The organism is Companilactobacillus muriivasis (assembly GCF_036246245.1).
Classification (GTDB): domain Bacteria; phylum Bacillota; class Bacilli; order Lactobacillales; family Lactobacillaceae; genus Companilactobacillus; species Companilactobacillus muriivasis.
Window position 1 is genome coordinate 192,380 of record NZ_BTTQ01000004.1, and the last position, 17,817, is coordinate 210,196.

9 protein-coding genes are annotated in these 17,817 nt (G+C 34.0%); 3 read left to right on the forward strand and 6 right to left on the reverse strand.

The window, feature by feature from the left end; all coding sequences use genetic code 11:
- Positions 1-101: 101 nt before the first annotated feature.
- Together brxL and pglZ are read right to left on the reverse strand one after the other, a co-directional pair.
- Complete coding sequence (gene brxL / locus AAA923_RS06645) at positions 102-2,144, reverse strand: protease Lon-related BREX system protein BrxL (RefSeq protein WP_338215680.1); 2,043 nt, start codon at positions 2,142-2,144, stop codon at positions 102-104.
- A 15-nt stretch (positions 2,145-2,159) separates the two neighbouring features.
- Positions 2,160-4,688: a BREX-1 system phosphatase PglZ type A gene (gene pglZ / locus AAA923_RS06650; protein WP_338215681.1), complete on the reverse strand. Its 2,529-nt coding sequence runs from the start codon at positions 4,686-4,688 to the stop codon at positions 2,160-2,162.
- Positions 4,689-4,809: 121 nt separating this feature from the next.
- Here pglZ and pglX (AAA923_RS06655) point away from each other — a divergent pair, with 121 nt between their 5' ends.
- Together pglX (AAA923_RS06655) and AAA923_RS06660 are read left to right on the forward strand one after the other, a co-directional pair.
- Positions 4,810-6,951: a BREX-1 system adenine-specific DNA-methyltransferase PglX gene (gene pglX / locus AAA923_RS06655; RefSeq protein ID WP_435890165.1), complete on the forward strand. Its 2,142-nt coding sequence runs from the start codon at positions 4,810-4,812 to the stop codon at positions 6,949-6,951.
- Positions 6,944-8,035 carry a tyrosine-type recombinase/integrase gene (locus tag AAA923_RS06660; protein WP_338215683.1) on the forward strand — a complete coding sequence of 364 codons (1,092 nt, stop codon included), beginning with the start codon at positions 6,944-6,946 and terminating at the stop codon, positions 8,033-8,035. The genes pglX (AAA923_RS06655) and AAA923_RS06660 overlap by 8 nt, the downstream gene beginning before the upstream one ends.
- 65 nt (positions 8,036-8,100) lie before the next feature.
- On the opposite strand, the gene pglX (AAA923_RS06665) is transcribed toward AAA923_RS06660, so the two are convergent.
- The 4 genes from pglX (AAA923_RS06665) to AAA923_RS06680 are packed head-to-tail and all read right to left on the reverse strand — an operon-like array spanning position 8,101 to position 16,616.
- Positions 8,101-11,658 (reverse strand): BREX-1 system adenine-specific DNA-methyltransferase PglX, encoded by a 3,558-nt coding sequence (gene pglX / locus AAA923_RS06665; RefSeq protein ID WP_338215684.1) that lies wholly within the window; start codon positions 11,656-11,658, stop codon positions 8,101-8,103.
- A gap of 50 nt (positions 11,659-11,708) precedes the next feature.
- Positions 11,709-15,389: a BREX system P-loop protein BrxC gene (gene brxC / locus AAA923_RS06670; RefSeq protein ID WP_338215687.1), complete on the reverse strand. Its 3,681-nt coding sequence runs from the start codon at positions 15,387-15,389 to the stop codon at positions 11,709-11,711.
- A 17-nt stretch (positions 15,390-15,406) separates the two neighbouring features.
- Positions 15,407-15,988, reverse strand: coding sequence for a DUF1788 domain-containing protein (locus AAA923_RS06675; protein WP_338215688.1), 582 nt, complete (start codon positions 15,986-15,988; stop codon positions 15,407-15,409).
- 1 nt (position 15,989) lies between these two features.
- The gene (locus AAA923_RS06680; protein ID WP_338215691.1) at positions 15,990-16,616 is read right to left on the reverse strand and encodes a DUF1819 family protein; all 627 of its coding nucleotides are present in this window, start codon (positions 16,614-16,616) and stop codon (positions 15,990-15,992) included.
- 271 nt (positions 16,617-16,887) lie between these two features.
- Here AAA923_RS06680 and AAA923_RS06685 point away from each other — a divergent pair, with 271 nt between their 5' ends.
- On the forward strand, positions 16,888-17,682 hold the full coding sequence (locus tag AAA923_RS06685; protein ID WP_338215693.1) for a hypothetical protein: 795 nt from the start codon (positions 16,888-16,890) through the stop codon (positions 17,680-17,682).
- Positions 17,683-17,817 lie beyond the last annotated feature (135 nt).

The following is a 17,817-nucleotide window of genomic DNA, read 5'->3' on the forward strand; positions in this document are numbered from 1 at the left end:
CCATTAATCAGGACGTACCTGCCACAAATGTGGGAATGGAGGGATTGGCTTTTACAAAAGTAATAATATCACGTATTACCTTTTTCAACCAATATTTTAATTTATTGTAGTCCAAATGCCTTAAACGCTACATCTTCCACAGTATCATAGAAAATTAAGGTAAACGATCCCATTAAATCCGCTGGAACAGTCGACAAATCAGCAGCTGATGTATTAGGCAGCAGGACTTTCTTAGCTCCACTATCCAAGGCAACTTGTAATGCATCAGCCAAATTGTCAGGCTTTTTAATTGACCCGCCAATCGTATGCTCACCTAAAATAACTAAGCTATCAACCGTAGGCTTACCAATTGAGATTGAAACTAAGGCAATATAAGTTGAGAGTGATAAATGTTCTGTCATCTCAGCATTGTTTAAATTAACAGCATTAACAACATAATCATGGGTACTCAAGCTGATTTTTGAACTAATTGAATGAGAGTTAGCCTTTAAATATTTATAAGCAGTGTCCATTGCCTCACCTGCTTGACGATTACCAGCAATACCAGTCTTTTCAAATTTTCCACTACCAGAAATCATCTGTGATTCAATTTCAAATAAACTCAGTCGTTCATTCTTATCATAATTAACAGTATAAATTTGACCCGGCTTCTCAGTACCTTCAGGAATTAAACTCATTGAACCCTTTTCTGGTACAGCAACAAAATGTTCTTCGAAAGTATCATTGTCGATATAAGAAAAATTAACATCGAAAAATTCCATACCACCGATTTTCTTCAATTGTTCTTTAACACGACGGCGCAATTCCAAAGCAAACTGCAGAACTTGTTCTACATCTTCTTTTTCATATTGCTCGTTAGGATAAATCAGCTTCAACATTCCTGAAACAGTCTTTCTTACAGCAATCGTATCCCGTTGATTCAACTGACTACCTAATTTGAAATACTTATCAATTGCATCACCAAATGATTGTTTACGTAATTCACGCATAACCTCGGCAAAATAATCGGTAATAAGTCCATATCCTTTCGTGAAGAATGATGGTTTATACTTTGGTATTTCCCAGCCAGGAATATAAGCATGAATTCGATCTAGGAACGCTGAATCATTAGCCATGACTTCAGGAAATGGTTCAAACAAATGTGAAGTTCTCATAATAACATCAATACTTTGATTAATATTACCCTCAAAGACCATTGATGCACTGGCTTGAATCTCATCTTTACCACGTGAAAATGAGCCCGATGCCATATAATCCTTCATAATCTGAACACCATCATTATCTTTAAACTTAATACCAGCAACTTCATCAAAGGCAACGATGTCCCACATACCAACTAATCCAACTTGATGACGACTCATATTGTAAAAAAGATTAGCGACAGTAGTCTGTCCCCCAGAAACTAAAATTGAATTAGGTGATAGTTCTTTATACACATGTGACTTTCCTGTCCCACGAGGGCCTAGTTCAACCAAGTTGAAGTTGTTCTCCACGAATGGAATCAATCTAGCTAAGAACAGCCATTTTTCGCGTTCTGTAAAGATTGTCGGTTCCATACCGATGGTACGTAAAATTAAGTCGACCCACTCTTCAGTTGTAAAATGTTCTCTCGCATTAAAGATTTCTTTCATATCCAAACCAGCAACTTGAATCGGTGTCAATGAATCAATAATAAAGGGCGATTTATCGTGCTCACTCTCATCATATTCGTAATTCAAGCGAACAATTGACCAAATACCGCCACCGAGTAAACGTTCAAATTCTTCAGGATAGCGGCTATCAACAACCACATGGTCGATACCTAAATTGCTAAAGACCGCTTCATAACGATCAGCCTTTTCATTCAACTTTACGGTTAATTTATCAATGACAGTGTAGGAACCCAGTTCACGTATTTTAGACTTAACTTTTTCAGCCTCATCCGGACGGACATAATTATTAGCTAGCGTCTTCTTAACATTTTCAACACCACGTTCAATCTGTGTTTCATCAGTACTGTTGGCGTACAATCCCAACAAATATTCCAAAACATACGTTGGAACATTGGCACCTTCTTTAATGCGGTTAGTTAAATCTTTGCGAACAAATCTTCCCGGAAGAAATTCCAATAATTTATCTAATAGATCGTCATTTTGACTAGTCATGCGCACCCCATCCAATTAGATATCGAATCCGAAACCACCCTGAATTGCGATATCCATAATGTATTCAATCTTATTTCTAGTATCATTTTTGGTATTTTCAATCACTAGGTAATATTTCTTAGACTTATCATATTTCTGATCTGCTAACGTTACACGAATCTTATAGAATCTATCCTTTACATCTTTGGAATCACTATTGGCATTAACTGAAACAGGACCTGATATTGCTCGTCCATCCTCATCTTCAAAGTAAACACGATATTCAACCGGATTTACCGTAGCACTAATTGGTTCCACTTGGTTCAAATTAATCGGTACCTCAAGTGATGTAATTCGATTAGTGGTATTCGTTAATCGTAATTCCACATCATGTGCCATTGATCTGTTTGAAGTCGTCTTAACATCCAATAAAGGTATAATCATCTCTTGCATCGAGGATCCACCATGAACATAGTTAAATGACCCTGCAGATTTAAAGATATTCTCAGCCTTAGGATAATAGACAAATCGTTTGTCATCATTATTCAAAACATCAGCCATTTTTTGATGACCAACACCTGGTTCATTAATATCTCGCTCTGATATTAAATAACGTTGCGATTTGATTTCATCAGCATTAGTTGAAATTTCAATCTTATCACCAGAAACAACTTTGTCATTACGATAAATATATCCATGATCAGCTGTAACAATGATATGGGAAACACTATTCGTCCGTAATCTGGCAATCAATTTACTTATCTCATCAATTGCATCAGCTGTGGCTTTGAACGTATCATCCTCAGTTTTGTTATTGTCAGAAATAGCATCAATCTGATTATGGTAAATATAAATCACTTCTTTACCTGAAATCTTATCCTTAATTTCTTTACTAGAGGCCCCTTTTAAGTCATCAAAAGCATAGGCAGCACTATTTTCATTCTTGTCACGTAAAATTTGATCACGCATATTTAAATTAACAGCTTCTTTGCCATCAACTAATAATTTTTTATCTTGAAAGTCTAGCTTTGAGTTGGGCAATAACGATGGCATACCCATATAAGTTACAGATGGTAACCCGGTAATCATGTAATCCATTGATTGACTAGTAATCTGATCATCGCGACTTAATAGAGTTTGCAAATCCTTGGCCGCTTCAAATCTAAAGGCATCGGAAATAATTACAACAACACGATTTGTTTCTGGTTCAATATGGTTCTTATAGAAATTGCGTTGTAAATGACGAGAATCGACTGAAGAATACGAAAACTTTTCATTCCATGCGCTGATGTATTTATTCAAATAGTCATTGATATAAATATTCTCGACTAAATCCTTAGTTTCATTGAAGTTTTCGGGACTATTAGCCATTTGATATGAATAAATAAATTTACGATAATATGTATCTTCTTTATATCCATCATTGTTAACATAGTCATTGATCATGTCCTCTAATGTATCGGAAGGCATATTTTTATCTCTTCGTACAATATGCCAAGCATTACGCATGATTTGATAAAGTAAGTCATATTTATTTCCATAATGCATTTCACTACGTTGCTTAGCAATTTTAGAAATATCCAAGCCATTAATTTCAGCGGCAACATCTTCCAACTTCAATCTATCCTGGATCCACATGAGAATCTTCTGATCGAAATCTTCAAAAACATCTGATTTGGCTAAATCATCAATTTTGATTTTTGAAAAAGCAGACTTGCCGTCAACAAAGCTCCAAACCTCTTTGGCTATCTTGGCAAACTCGTCTACCTCAGCATCATGATAAACATCACTGTATTGCTGCATAAAAGTTTGAACATTAGCCCAACGAGTACTCAAATCAAATTCTTTATACTTAGTTGGCACATCAAGCTCCATTTGTCTAAATGCCATCGTCATATAAAGTCCAGCTGCCAATTTCAACATTTGTGGTTTTTCATCAACGTAACCGAATTGTTCGGAAATATAATTCCAGAAGTCAGTTTGAACCCCATATTTTTCAAACTCTGCTAAATATTCATTACTATCAAAAGCATCAATCAATACTTCTTGAAAAATATCAAAGAATGAAATGACTTTCTTTTTAGACTTCACGATTGAAGCCATAATTGCTAATTCAGGTTTTGTTTCATAACTTTCGAGATCATACTTCATAAATTGTTTTTGACGCTCTTTACTACCAAAGAACGTTTTGTGATCTCTTAAAAAACTACGTAAGTTATTTGGTAAATTCAAATCTTTACGTAATATTTCAATAGCATCAGCTTTAAAAGTCTCGGAATAAGAAATCATATCCTTGAGATGGTTTTGTTCCAATTCAGGTTGTGGATATGGAGCGTAAACCAGAACCTTCTGTTTATTATCTACAGCTAATAGATCTAGCTTAGTTTGAACTTGATGTCCAGGTTCCATAACTTTGACTTGTGCCACACCGTCTAAGGCATTAGTTAAGTCAGTAATGTTATCAGAGAACTCCCCATCGTCATCAAACCAAAAAATAAATTGATTGTTTCCGGCAAACTTATCTTTAAGTGTTACCACAACTTGATTAATATCCACATCGGCCATATTTGTGCCTCTTTTCAATAAAATAGCTATATTAATAATACAATAATTTATCTAAAACATATACGACTGGATGCATAGGTTATCGTTCACTCCAAACTATCATAATGGTGTTATTAAGCACTTGATTGATGATGTGAATGTTGACGATTTTGATGTTGAAAAAGGTGGCCAGGTTGAAATTATTGGGTGGCTTTATCAGTATTACAATACTGAACCTAAAGACTACGTAATTGGATTACCCAAGTCACATAAATATCGCGATACTGAAATAGCATCAGCAACTCAGATATTTACGCCTGACTGGATTGTAAAATATATGGTCGAAAATTCGTTAGGTAAGTTATGGATTAAGTCCTTGATACAAAAAGGAGATTCCAGATCAGAATTAGAAATTGCTGGTCAATTTGGTTGGCAATATTATATGGAAGACGCTAAACAACCAGAAGATGTGGAGTCACAGTTAAAGATCTATGACTATAAACTAGAGAATCTAAATGTCGAGGATATAAAACTTATTGATCCTGCTATGGGATCAGGTCATATTTTAGTATATGCATTTGATGTGTTGATGAAAATCTATGAGGCTGAAGGATATTCTAAACGAGACGCTGCTACTCGTATTATGGATAATAATCTTCATGGATTGGATATTGATACTAGAGCTTTCCAACTATCATATTTTGCCGTAATGATGAAGGCTAGACAATATAATAGGCGTGCATTAACACGTGCCGTGAAAATGAATATTTATGATATTCCAGGTGCAGACGATTATAAAATGGAAGACTTTGAAATTTTACTTTCTAAATTATCTCCCGAAATATCCGAACAAGTTAAACAGCTGATAACCGATTTCAATTTTGGTGATGAATTAGGTTCTTTGATAAGTGAGAGTAATCTTCAGATTGAAGAAATTGAGGCAGAACTAAAAAGAGTTAATAGCAATCAACTATCCTTCGAACTATTGCCTCTTATCAAAAAGGTGCAAGAAATATTGGATTCCGCAAAACTATTGATGAACAAGTACCATGTCGTGGTTACTAATCCTCCATACATGGGATCTGCGAGAATGGGGAAAACACTCAGTAGTTATGCTAAAAAAAATTATCCTAATTCTAAATCTGACTTCTTTGGTATGTTTATGGAAAGGTGGAACAAATCTCTTTTACCGGGTGGATATAATTCAATGGTTACTATGCAATCCTGGATGTTCCTATCGAGCTTTGAAAAGATGAGAGTTAATTTATTAAACAATTTTACTATTTCTAATCTAATGCATATGGAAAATAATGTCATGGGTATAGCATTTGGTACGGCTGTGACAATTGTTAGAAATATGCATATACCAGCGTTTGTTGGAACCTATCATCAAATAAAAACCGCCGATGCTACGTCAAAGGTCCCACAATCTGTGCCAATCTCTGGCAATAGATATAATCGAACTAACCAAGCGAACTTTAGTAAAATTCCAGGGATGCCTATTGCCTATTGGGCCAGTAATATTATTATAAATAAATTTAATGATTTAAATATTGGAAAATACGTTGAATCTAAGGCAGGAATAGTAACTGGTAAAGACTCAAAATTTATTTTTAGATGGTATGAAATAAATTTTAGTGATATAAATTATAAAATCGAAAATAATTTTGAAATAGGCAATTTAAAATTTGTTCCCTATTCAAAGGGCGGGGATTACGCAAGATGGTTTGGAAACGATGATTTCACAATTAACTTGAAAAAGCTTTATACGCCAAGTGAGGTTAATTCAGCTGTTAGACGTGGGGATAAAAGTAGTTATTTTAAAACTGCAATATCTTGGTCGTATGTAACTTCAAACAAAGCTTCATTCCGTATTTTTGATAAATTTGTATATGGTACTGCGTCTCCAGAAATTATTCCGCATGATATGAGTACAATATATTCACTATTAGCACTTCTGAATTCCAAAGTTAGTGAATATGTTTTTAAGTTCTTAAATCCCACAATAAATTTACCAACGGGATATGTTTTAAATATACCTGTAATTCCGGGAGTATTCAGAAATGATGTACTAGAGGTATCACGTTCAAATATAGATATCGTAAAAAAACAATATTTTTGTACTGAGGAATCTTGGCATTTCGAACATCATCCATTGCTTCTTCACATCGCTGACGATAAGAAATTATCAGCTTATAAATGTCCTGTAAAATCAAACAAAAGTGCCAATATTGTGCCAAAATTATTTCAGATTGTGAATAATGGAGGTCACTTTAATGGTTAGCTATCAAAAAAGAGGAAATGTATGGCAATATGAAATTTCTTACAAAGATAAACTCGGAAAATACAAAAAATTAAGAAAGTCCGGATTCCAATTAAAATCCGATGCAATCCTTGCTGCCAGTAAAGTGCAAGCTAATAATCCAAATTTAAATGTAGTTAAATCCGGTGATGAAACGCTGGTTAATTATTTTGAGAGATGGATAAAATTATATAAATTAAACGTGGTAACCCCCATTACCTACAATAAATATCAAAACACAGCCCAACATGCATTCGAATTATTTCATAATATTAAACTAAAGGAACTGACCAAATCACTTTATCAAGAAAAACTAAATGAATTTGCCCAGACACATGCCAAGAGAACTGTATCATGCCTACATAAACAGCTTCGTGCCTGTATCCTTGAAGCCGTTGATTCAAAAATCATTGCCACTGATCCAACAAGAAAAGCTGTAATAACCGGGCGAGAAAAACCTAAAGTATCAAAATTCCTAAATTACAATGATTGGAAAAAATTGTTACAAAATCTGAATACTTACAGTACCGATGAAATGATAATTTACTTAGCTGCTGTGACAGGTATGAGATACGGCGAAATTGTTGGTTTAACAATTAGGGATATCGATATAAAAAATAAAAAAATTAATATCAATAAAACCTGGGACTATAAATATAAAACAGGGTTTATGAAAACAAAAAATGAAGCATCTGTGCGACAAATATCAATTGACGATACTACATCGGCAAAAATAAAAAGCTTTATTGATCTTAAAAAGCCTTCTAACGAACGACCAATATTTATGGATAATAAAAATCATGTTATGGTCAGTGCTGAAATAAATAACTCACTTACCGATATTTTAAATAGGCTAAAAATACCTAGGATAACTTTCCATGGTTTGAGACATACACATGCTTCGATACTTCTATACGAGGGTGTAAGCATCTTATCTGTCTCAAGAAGATTAGGTCACAGCAATGTTACGACTACACAATCGACCTATTTACATATCATTAAAGAACTTGAATATCAGGATCAAGATAAGATTATTACCATTTTAAATAAGGCGAACAATGACTAAAATTTAATTGGCACATTTTTTGGCACAAAAGAGGCTTTCTCACAATGAGAAAGCCCCTTTTTATACTATATTTTGCTTAAGATATTTTCACCATTTTGCAATTTATCATAATTAACTACAACACCATCATCTAGGTCAAGACTAATTTTTTCATTTGCTAAATGTTGAATAGATTGGTCATATTTGCGTATTTCATCCAGCTGTTTCGTAACATGTTTAAGTTCTTTTTCAATATTCTTCTTTTCCTTGGCAATCGTTTCTACCTCATACAAAGAATTCAATTGATTTAATCTGGACTCATAGCGTCCTTGCAATGGATGTAAATAATCAGTTCTTAGCATTGCCAATTCATTTTCATCGTATCTATGTAGATACATCAATGCTTTAAATCCGTTATTTCTACCACTTGAAAATTCCCAGTAAATTGGACGTTTTTGATATATCTTTTTATGGTCCTTGAAAAAGTCTTCTACAAAGTATCTACGGATTGAATCCTCAGGATTGTCAGCCTTTTTACCAACAATCGATGCTATATATTTCAAATTCGTACTCAATGATTCTTCACCAAAAGTAACCTTTAAAAACTCTTTCAATCTATTAATAATATCTCTAGAATCATCAAAGTATTTTTCATCGTTTAACATCAAGATATTATCCTTATTTGGCACAAATGAGCGATACTTGTCACTATCCCAATCGCCACCAGCAAACGCTAATCCGTTAGTATCTAGTGAATAACGTCCAAATACAACTCCAATGAAATATGATAAGAAGGATTTAATATCTCTTTCTTCATCTGCCAAACGAACAGAAACATCCTTATCTTCTACTTCTGGAGTTAATTCATCGTTTAATCCATATAAGTCTATGAATATTTTATTAAGTTCTTCTTCGTTAGACTTTAATTGATCAAACCTTGATTGAGCTTCATCTTTCCAAATGCCGAATGCATTTTGAAGCTTACCATCAACTTCATTTTGCTTATCGTCAGCGATGTGAAGAAGTAACGGATGACGTTTAAAATTCAAGGATTCGGAGTATGAATTCCACTCTAATTTTGATAATAATACAGAATCATCGGTTATTGCTCCTGCTTTTGAACTGAATTTATACGGTAAACTCAGTACATTGGATACGTTTGTATTCAATGTTGGATTTAGTAAATTCAAAATATACTGTGAAACTTTAGAATTCAAGAATCCTAGTTCTGAAAATGTTTCGTTGATGTCCTTCGATGTTGCCACTATCGTGGGAGCTCCCGAACTATTTGGTAAAAATTCTTCTTTAAATCTAAATCCAGGGGTAGATGAGGTTATTAAGTTCCAAGTAATTCCAAAGCTTGACGATAACTTTCCTATATCTCCACCATGTTCATGATAATTTGCTAAGGCATTATTTGAATAATCTACGAGTTCTAATTCATTTCCGTAAAATTTTCTAAATATTCCTCCATTATGAATTAGTTTCCATTTTTTTGTCGGTAGAATAATCTCCCACCAATATCGGAGATATCTTTTATTATCATGTGTTTTTAATCTTCCAGTTGAAGCAAATTTAGTTTCAACTTTATCTAAAAGAAATTCATCAAAAAGTCTATCGCTGGCCCAATAAGCAATAGGCATCCCTGGAATCTTACTAAAGTTCGCTTGGTTAGTTCGATAAATATAATTTACAGAACTGTCATTTACAGCGTTCAAGTAGGCTGCTTGCTTTTTTTGTTGTGAATTGAAATCAACCAATCTCTCATATGTACCAACGTAATTTGGCACTTCTTGATTCTTATACACAAAAACAGTTGATTGAACTACTTCGCCACCGATCTCTTCAAATGCACGTGTTCCCAAGTGTGCCATATTAATTAGAGTTTTCTGTTTTAAGTGATTACGTAAGGATTCAAAACTTGATAAGAACATCCAAGCGTGTTGGGTAACCATTGCATAATAACCGTTGTTCTTCGTCAATTCACCCATCCGTTCCATGAATGTGGCAAATAGATCCGATTTGCTATTTGGAAAAATCTTCTTTACATATTTACTTAAGATCAAGTCCATCTTTCCTGATCCCATATAAGGAGGATTTGTAACACCAATTGAAAATTTGGTATCAAGTATTTTAGCAACAGAAATAATATTATAAAGCTCTTTTTGTTTATTCATTAAATCTATTGATTCAAGGGAAAGTTGCCTATGTTCATTTTCTTCATGAGTAATTTCAAATAATAAATTCCAATTTAAACGTTTTTTGAAAAGTATAAGAGATCCATATTCATTTCCATTTTTAAACAAATCCAAAATCGTCTTTAAATCATTTTTAACAGCTTCATCAGAAATAACTGAATCAAAATCTTCGACTTCTAAGTTAGTAGACTCGGGAATATCAAATACATTAGGTCTGATATCCAGTGTTAAAAATCTTCTATGATATTGTCTAGCCTTCATCATTAAGGCAAAGTATGATAGCTGGAAAGCCCGTGTATCAATATCTAAGCCAAAAAGATTTTTTTCAATAATAGTTTTAGCAGCATCACGTTTGGCATAACCTTCAGTTTCATAAATTTTCATGAATAAACTAAATGCGTAAATTAAAATATGTCCGGATCCCATGGCTGGATCGAGAAATGTAATGTCTTCAGGCTGAACATTGGCTAATTCATCCACATTTGAATGAATTTCTAATTTTGCTTCATCAGACTGTTTTGCTTCAGGCATAAAGTATTTCCAGCCGTACGATTCAGCAATTTCCTTAGAACTTCTGGCATCACCTTTGGCTTGTAGAATATCTATCCAATAACGACCGAGTGAGTTTTCGACCATATATTTAACTAGCCAATCAGGAGTAAATAATTGTGTAACAGCGGGAATGTCGGATTCAGTATATTTTTTCTTCTTGAAAGCCAAGTCTTTAGGTTCAGTATTGTAATACTGATAAAGCCAACCAATAATCTCAACCTGACCACCTTTTTCAACATCAAAATCATCAACATTCACATCGTCAATTAAGTGTTTAATAACACCATTATGATAGTTTGGAGTGAACAATAATTCCGCATAATTATTAGTTTTTTCGAATAGATATGGCAGATTCCTGTTCAAAGCATTAGCTTGCTTGATGAAAAGCATATGATATAGTTCATCCATATCATTAGGATCTAGCGTGTCATTAGCCTTCTCTATTAATGCCTTCTCAGCATCATTAAATCCGCCTAGATAATCTTCAATACTCAATGGATCCATCATAATATCAGGTTCATTTCGGTTTTGAGTACTTGATAAAACATTGGTTCTACTTGGCAAATAATCATTAACTTCCATGAATCTAATCGCAATAATCCGGTTAAACCATGTATAAGCTACTTCCTCAACTAAATCTTTGAAGGCTGTCTTAAAGTCATTCTTTTTAGCTCGTCTATTTAGCTCTTTAACTAATTGTTGTCTTTTACCAATATCTAACCCTGTAACTGGGTGAGTATCATCAATATAATATTCAACTTCGGTTGTTGAAATATCTAATTTTTCACGAACTCCGTCGGCCGTAATACCTAATGTTTCAGCCTTTAACTTAATCTCACTAATTAGCTTCTCACGAGAATCAATAGCAAACTTTTTTATTGCTGTTTTATCCATTACTTTCCCTTTCTCACAAATAGGTCATCCAAGCCGGATGACCTATTTTTTTATAAATCGATGTTAATCCCATCACTATCTTGTAGTTGTTTTAATAAAGCATTCTTCAATTGTTCAAGCTGAACATCAAGGTCCTCTTCATTTTTAATTCTCCACGAGCGTGAAATAGGTAAATTATTAATATTAATATGCTTAATTACAGGTTTCTTTTCTACAACAGGATTTTTGCCCACATCAACTACTTTGTGAGTTTCTGTGTCATTACTGTGTTTTTCAGTTTCTTGATTCTGTTTGCTCTTTCTTTCTTCCTCAGCCTTACGTGCTTCTTCAATCTCATGCTTTGAAACAAATTTATCAATCTGTTCAAGTAACATTGAAGTACGTGAATCAGAAGTAGCGGGAACAATGGCTACAACTTCATTGAGCGTTTTTGACTCCACAGCCTGTCTAATTAAATTATCAAACTCACTATTAATCCTATTCTCAAATTCACCATTAGCACCGTTCTTATCTGCATAAGTCAGTACATTATTTCGATCCGCATTAACCTTATCTTCAGTCTCTTGCAATCTTGCATCAAATTCTGCCATAAATGCATTATCAAAATCAGTAACCATCTTATTAAGATTCTGAACTTTTCCTTGTGGTCTGTTTGAGCCAATAATTTTATTCATCTCAGCAACAATCTGTCCAACTTCTTCATGCTTGAGAAATTCTTTAGAATTGGCATAAACATTTAATCTTGAGTTGGCATTCTTCCAAATATCCTTTTGTTCAGTACTACTATAAAACTCACTAATACCAAACTCTTCCATATCATCAGACCAATCTAGAAGTTGATCTCTCTTATCACTAATATATTTGAAGTAGCTTTCAGTATCTAAACCGCCTTGATCAGTTCTAGTAAGTGGTTGGATTAAATCTTGACCAGTTTGTAGTATATCTTGTCCGGGATAATAAGAAGCCTCACCTAGATACGTTTTAATAGTATCCAATAAATTTCTAACACTACTCTTCAACTCATCAACCAGAGCATCGTCTTCTTTGTTAATAAAGGTTCTCTTGTGGAATACCTCATCAGCAACTTCGATAAAGTCCTTTTTAATCTTAGGGTCAATTTCAGTTCTTGGCTCTACTTGAACTTTGTCGACATATGTTTTCTTAGTAAAGTAATCAGCAATCTTGGTTGGATCTGAAGTTGTACTCAAGCTGATTGTCTCGCCATTTACATATAACTTAATCTTGGCTTGGACAAACAATTTGGCAACTAACCACTTAATTTCAATATCACGGTAACCAAATGGAATATCTGTAAACTTATCCAATATTGATTTCAATGACACACGATTGTGACCAGAATATAGTCGATTAATCTGATCATCTACTGCTTGCAATGCTTGAGCATTTTCATCAGTATTTAAATTCATCGCGTTATCTTTTTTAAATAGTCGGGCAATTGATTTATCGTCCTCAGTAACATCAATATAACTAAGATTACGGTAAACTTCATCAACTAGTAAGACTTGAGCATCTTCCAAACGTTTGAAGAAGTCCTTACCGGAAGCTTCATATTTTTCACCCTGAACATAAATATCAGCATCCTTCAACGCATCCTTAACTTCATCTCTAGCCTTTTCATTCAAAGTATTACGTTCCAGACCCTTCAAGTCGATAATACGTTTTGAACGTTCATCATTTGGCTGGCTGTTAGCATCCATCAAATACTTTTGAATTTTCAATGCTTGACGTAAATCATCTACATATTGACCCTCAGTTGGAAAGTCAACAATCACTTGTGGTTGATCTGGTGATAAGGAAATACGTTTCAATTCATTTTCCTCACCATTGAAATCACCTTCCATAGTATTCAACTTAATACTCAAGGTACTGTTAACCGATGACATTGGTTGATCATCTACAAAACGATCAAAGTTGAATGTATATTTCTTATTCAGTTTAGGATAAATGAAGCTTCTACTGATATCCTTACTCAAATACTCACCAATGGCCTTAGAAATTTCACTGTAATCAACACTACGACGGTTAATTTGCTTACTGATATCTTGTTCAGCATCCGTCAAAAATTCATAGCCATGAGTAGTTTTTTCAATCAACTCCTGATTCAACAGAACACGCAAGGCATCTTTAACTTTGCCTTCCAAAACAGTTCTATCAACATCAATGGAATCAATCATTAAAGTGACAATATTATTCAATGTGGCATCAAAATTCGAAACATACTTAACCATGAATAATGTTTCCAAAACTTGCACTGCAAAAGGATTGTCCTCACCGTTAGGATTAATAACATCATTATCAATCGCATGTTTAATAACAATCAAGTGAGTGTGATCGAGGAACTGATCTAGTCCCTTGTAGAAAATGCTAAATGGCACGATGGTATTTATATCGCGTTCTTCCAATAATTGTGCTGATTCTTGGAAAACAGCCAACATTGAACGTTCACCATTAGCCAAATGCTTACCATCAGAACCATTCTCACGAATAGCCGTCAAAGTATCCTGCAATAAATTAAATTGATAAGGAACAAATGGATACACATCAGCATATGTCTCTGGACTATCGAATCGCTTCCGTTCAACATCCCCATCAAACGTCAAAATATTATTAATACTGTGTTGATTCTTAACGTAGATTTGTTCTAATTCAGACTTACTTTCAGGTGTCTTTGCCAACAAACGTTTCTTAATAACTTCGTCAACGTTAGCCGATGACATAGCAATACGTGTATTAAAACGACCCTGAATCTTAGAAAAATCTTGTCCTTGTAGGTGATCCGTAACTTCGTCGATTGCTTGCTGACTTGTAACAACTACCCATGCTTTTCCATGTGTATATGTTCCCAAATCTTCAACAATACTTTGCAGATTTAGCATTCTATTAGGGCTATCACCAACATATTGACCTACTTCATCAACCAAGAAAATCATATGATAATCGTCCGCTTGTTTTTCAATATGTTTATTAACCATCTTGGCAAAACTTTCAACACTAATTGGGTAGACTGTCTTAACTTGATCAATTAACCCTGCAGCATCTTCTTCACTCATATAACCAATTTCAACCAAGGACTTTTTAATTGCTCCAAGGTAAAAGGCAAAACTATTTCTAGCCTCAACCCAATCTTGTCCATTGATTTCTTTAAACTTATTCTTGAAAGCCTCATAAACTTCAGGGCCTTTCTCAATAAGTTTACGTTCCATATCAGCAATCCAGAAGTTAGTTCCTGTAAGTCCTTGTTGTTCATTAAATACTTGCAAGAAGACGTTCAAAATGGCTTCTTCTTCAGATTTATTTCTATCTTTGGCTTTTGAATCAATATTAAACAGCATGACATCGTTAGGAACAGTTGTAGCTAGTTGCATATCATTGATGGTCATCTGATCCTTGATTTTATCGTCGTCTAGGAAATAATCAATGGCACGCTTTCCATTAACTTCTCTATTCTCAAGCAAATACGATAGAATTTTTAAGAAGTGAGATTTACCAGATCCAAAGAAACCAGAAATCCAGACTCCCATATTTGTCGTATCATGATTGATACTTTTTGCATAAGCACTGAAAAAGTTTCTAAAGTGAGTTTCCAACTCTCTAGTAACAACGTACTCTTCCAACTCTTGTTGGATATTGCTATCTTGATCATCACCGATTGTAATAACGCCCTTGATATTACGATTAATCGGTTTCGAAAATACGTCTTTAATTTGCATTATTAATCCCTCTATTTTTAATTAATCTGAAATGCGCGATAATAATTATCTTCCTTAGCTTCCCCGAACATACTCAAGCTAAGACTGTCATACTTTCCTGGGTAGAATAATACCACCGGAATATCACTAATAATTTGATGCATGGTATTAAGAATCTTATGTGCTCTGATTAATGGATATATTTGGCCTAATCCTGTTACAAAAACCACAACATCGGTTCTATCTGCCAACTTATTTTGCATATATTGAACAAATTTATTATTTGAATCAGTCATCTCAAAAGCATTGTTTAGTTGTTCAGCCAAATAATCGATTCCATCTTCAGCTTCCATACCAATTACTGCATCCCGAATACCCATCTGATCAATCAATTCCCACATAATTTGATAAACGTTGAATTCTACAATATCTACGCCAACCGTTTCTCGGTTTAATTGCGTCTTCATATTATTAATATCTTCAACGACTATCGGCTCATCCTGTGGGTCATAGGCCAAGATATAGTAAGAAACTTCATTTGATAATCCCCTACTATGTTGAAAGTCACTGGTTCGAATTTTTTCTCTTAAATGTTCTAGTTTCTCATTAGTATCAGTCATGTTATCTCCCTAAAAGTGATGCTAAAGCCACATTGTCATTTTGTTCTACCATCAAGTCTTGTAATCTTAAATCTATTAAAGGACGCTTTACATCATCGTATTCGCCCTCATCTGTCAGTAAACCAGCTTCTCTTAAAAATGCTAGATAAGAACCAGCCAACCTTTTCACAGTAACATCTGTCCAACCAGCGACCTGTTCATTCTCAGCTTGTTTACGATCGAAGAATGATTGTACTTCGTAATCATATAATTTCGAATCGCCAAGCAATAGCTCATTTCTGAACGATTCATACATAAATTCACTGAAGAGCTTGTCTATATTCATAATTGAAACTAAATTGATTATTTTTTGATTTGATATATCTAGAGATGAAAATAATTCTAAGTAATCTGTATCCAGTGTATCAATACGCAATTTTAACTGTCGATACATATCTAAAGACCTTGCTTTAGAACTCTGTTTAAAGTAATTATCCTCAACTGCCATAGATTTTATTTCCGGCCAAGTATTTCTTTTAACAACTAAGTCTACAATTTGAGAAAACTCGCTATACCAAAAAGATACTGAGACTACATTCGCGCTATATTTTGCCATTAAATTATCACCTCTAAATAATTTACTTTCCATATAATCATTATATCCAATCATATTACCTATTTAACTATATTTAAAAATTTACCATGATATTTAATCCAGCCTCACCAAATAATTATATCAATTGTGAATCGCACTTTGTTCAAATCCCTTTCCAAAAAGTATTGTATTAAATGCATTCGTAAAACAAAAAAACTAGTAATGAATATTATAATTAAATAATATTTCATTACTAGTTTTACGCCATATTATGTCATAACCACTTGTTATAATGAACCTATAAACAAAAACATGGGGGTCAATTATGAAAACAATTAACGTTAAAACTGACTATGAATTATATAATGCAATCCAAACCGCTGACAATGGTGACACAATCTCCTTAAAACCTGGCGAATATTTTGCAACTCACTCAATATTCTTATCCCTTAAAAAAAGCCTAACTATCAAAGGCCAATACGCCAATGCTAAAGCCACAAAAATCAATGGTGGTCTCTTCTTTGGCAAAAATGTAACTCTAATTCTCGAAAATCTAGTCATGACTTATGATGATGAAACAGGCAATACGCTCGCATTATATGAAGGCGCAAAACTTTACTGTAACAACGTTATTATTGACCGCTCAAACGACACCTCTTGGGACACCATTTATTGCTCTAATTCTTTTCTTTCTCTCAAAAATTCTGACATCCGTTCAAATCGTCAAAAAACTGCCACCAGTACATCCCTCGAAAATAGTCAATTGATTTCCATTGGCTCAAACATGCATATGCCAAAACTAATCAATTCCACTGCTTACTTGAAAGACTCATTCGTTTCCTATTCGCTTATTCTTAAAGAAAAGTCCAAATTGTTCTTCACCGATCTCGCCATTGATTCAACTCAAAATAGTGAATACAGTGATTTCTATGTTTCTGGCGAATCAACCGTTAATGGCGAAAACCTTGACTTTTACAAAGATGAACCCTTTATTGACGTCGTAAATAGTGATTTTGAAGGCAATAATTTCTTTGCTGGAAAAGATAAAGTCCGTTGGCGCTACGATAATGATTCAAATGTTCTTCTTGATGGCGCTCAACCATTCAATAACGCTTTATAAAAAAAAAAGGTTCTTTGTCAAATCGTATTGATGAATGATTTTGAGCCTAAAGCACCTCTTAATTGAGGTGCTTTTTCTATGCACAAATCAGTCTTATTCTTTTAAGCAAGTGGTCAAGATTTCTGAACCCATAGC

Bases quoted from the DNA above. Each gene is read 5' to 3' on its own strand.
- brxC (WP_338215687.1), bottom strand. From the start codon at position 15,389: ATGCAAATTAAAGACGTATTTTCGAAACCGATTAATCGTAATATCAAG.
- AAA923_RS06685 (WP_338215693.1), top strand. From the start codon at position 16,888: ATGAAAACAATTAACGTTAAAACTGACTATGAATTATATAATGCAATC.
- pglX (WP_338215684.1), bottom strand. From the start codon at position 11,658: ATGGATAAAACAGCAATAAAAAAGTTTGCTATTGATTCTCGTGAGAAG.
- AAA923_RS06675 (WP_338215688.1), bottom strand. From the start codon at position 15,988: ATGACTGATACTAATGAGAAACTAGAACATTTAAGAGAAAAAATTCGA.
- AAA923_RS06660 (WP_338215683.1), top strand. From the start codon at position 6,944: ATGGTTAGCTATCAAAAAAGAGGAAATGTATGGCAATATGAAATTTCT.
- brxL (WP_338215680.1), bottom strand. From the start codon at position 2,144: ATGACTAGTCAAAATGACGATCTATTAGATAAATTATTGGAATTTCTT.
- pglZ (WP_338215681.1), bottom strand. From the start codon at position 4,688: ATGGCCGATGTGGATATTAATCAAGTTGTGGTAACACTTAAAGATAAG.
- AAA923_RS06680 (WP_338215691.1), bottom strand. From the start codon at position 16,616: ATGGAAAGTAAATTATTTAGAGGTGATAATTTAATGGCAAAATATAGC.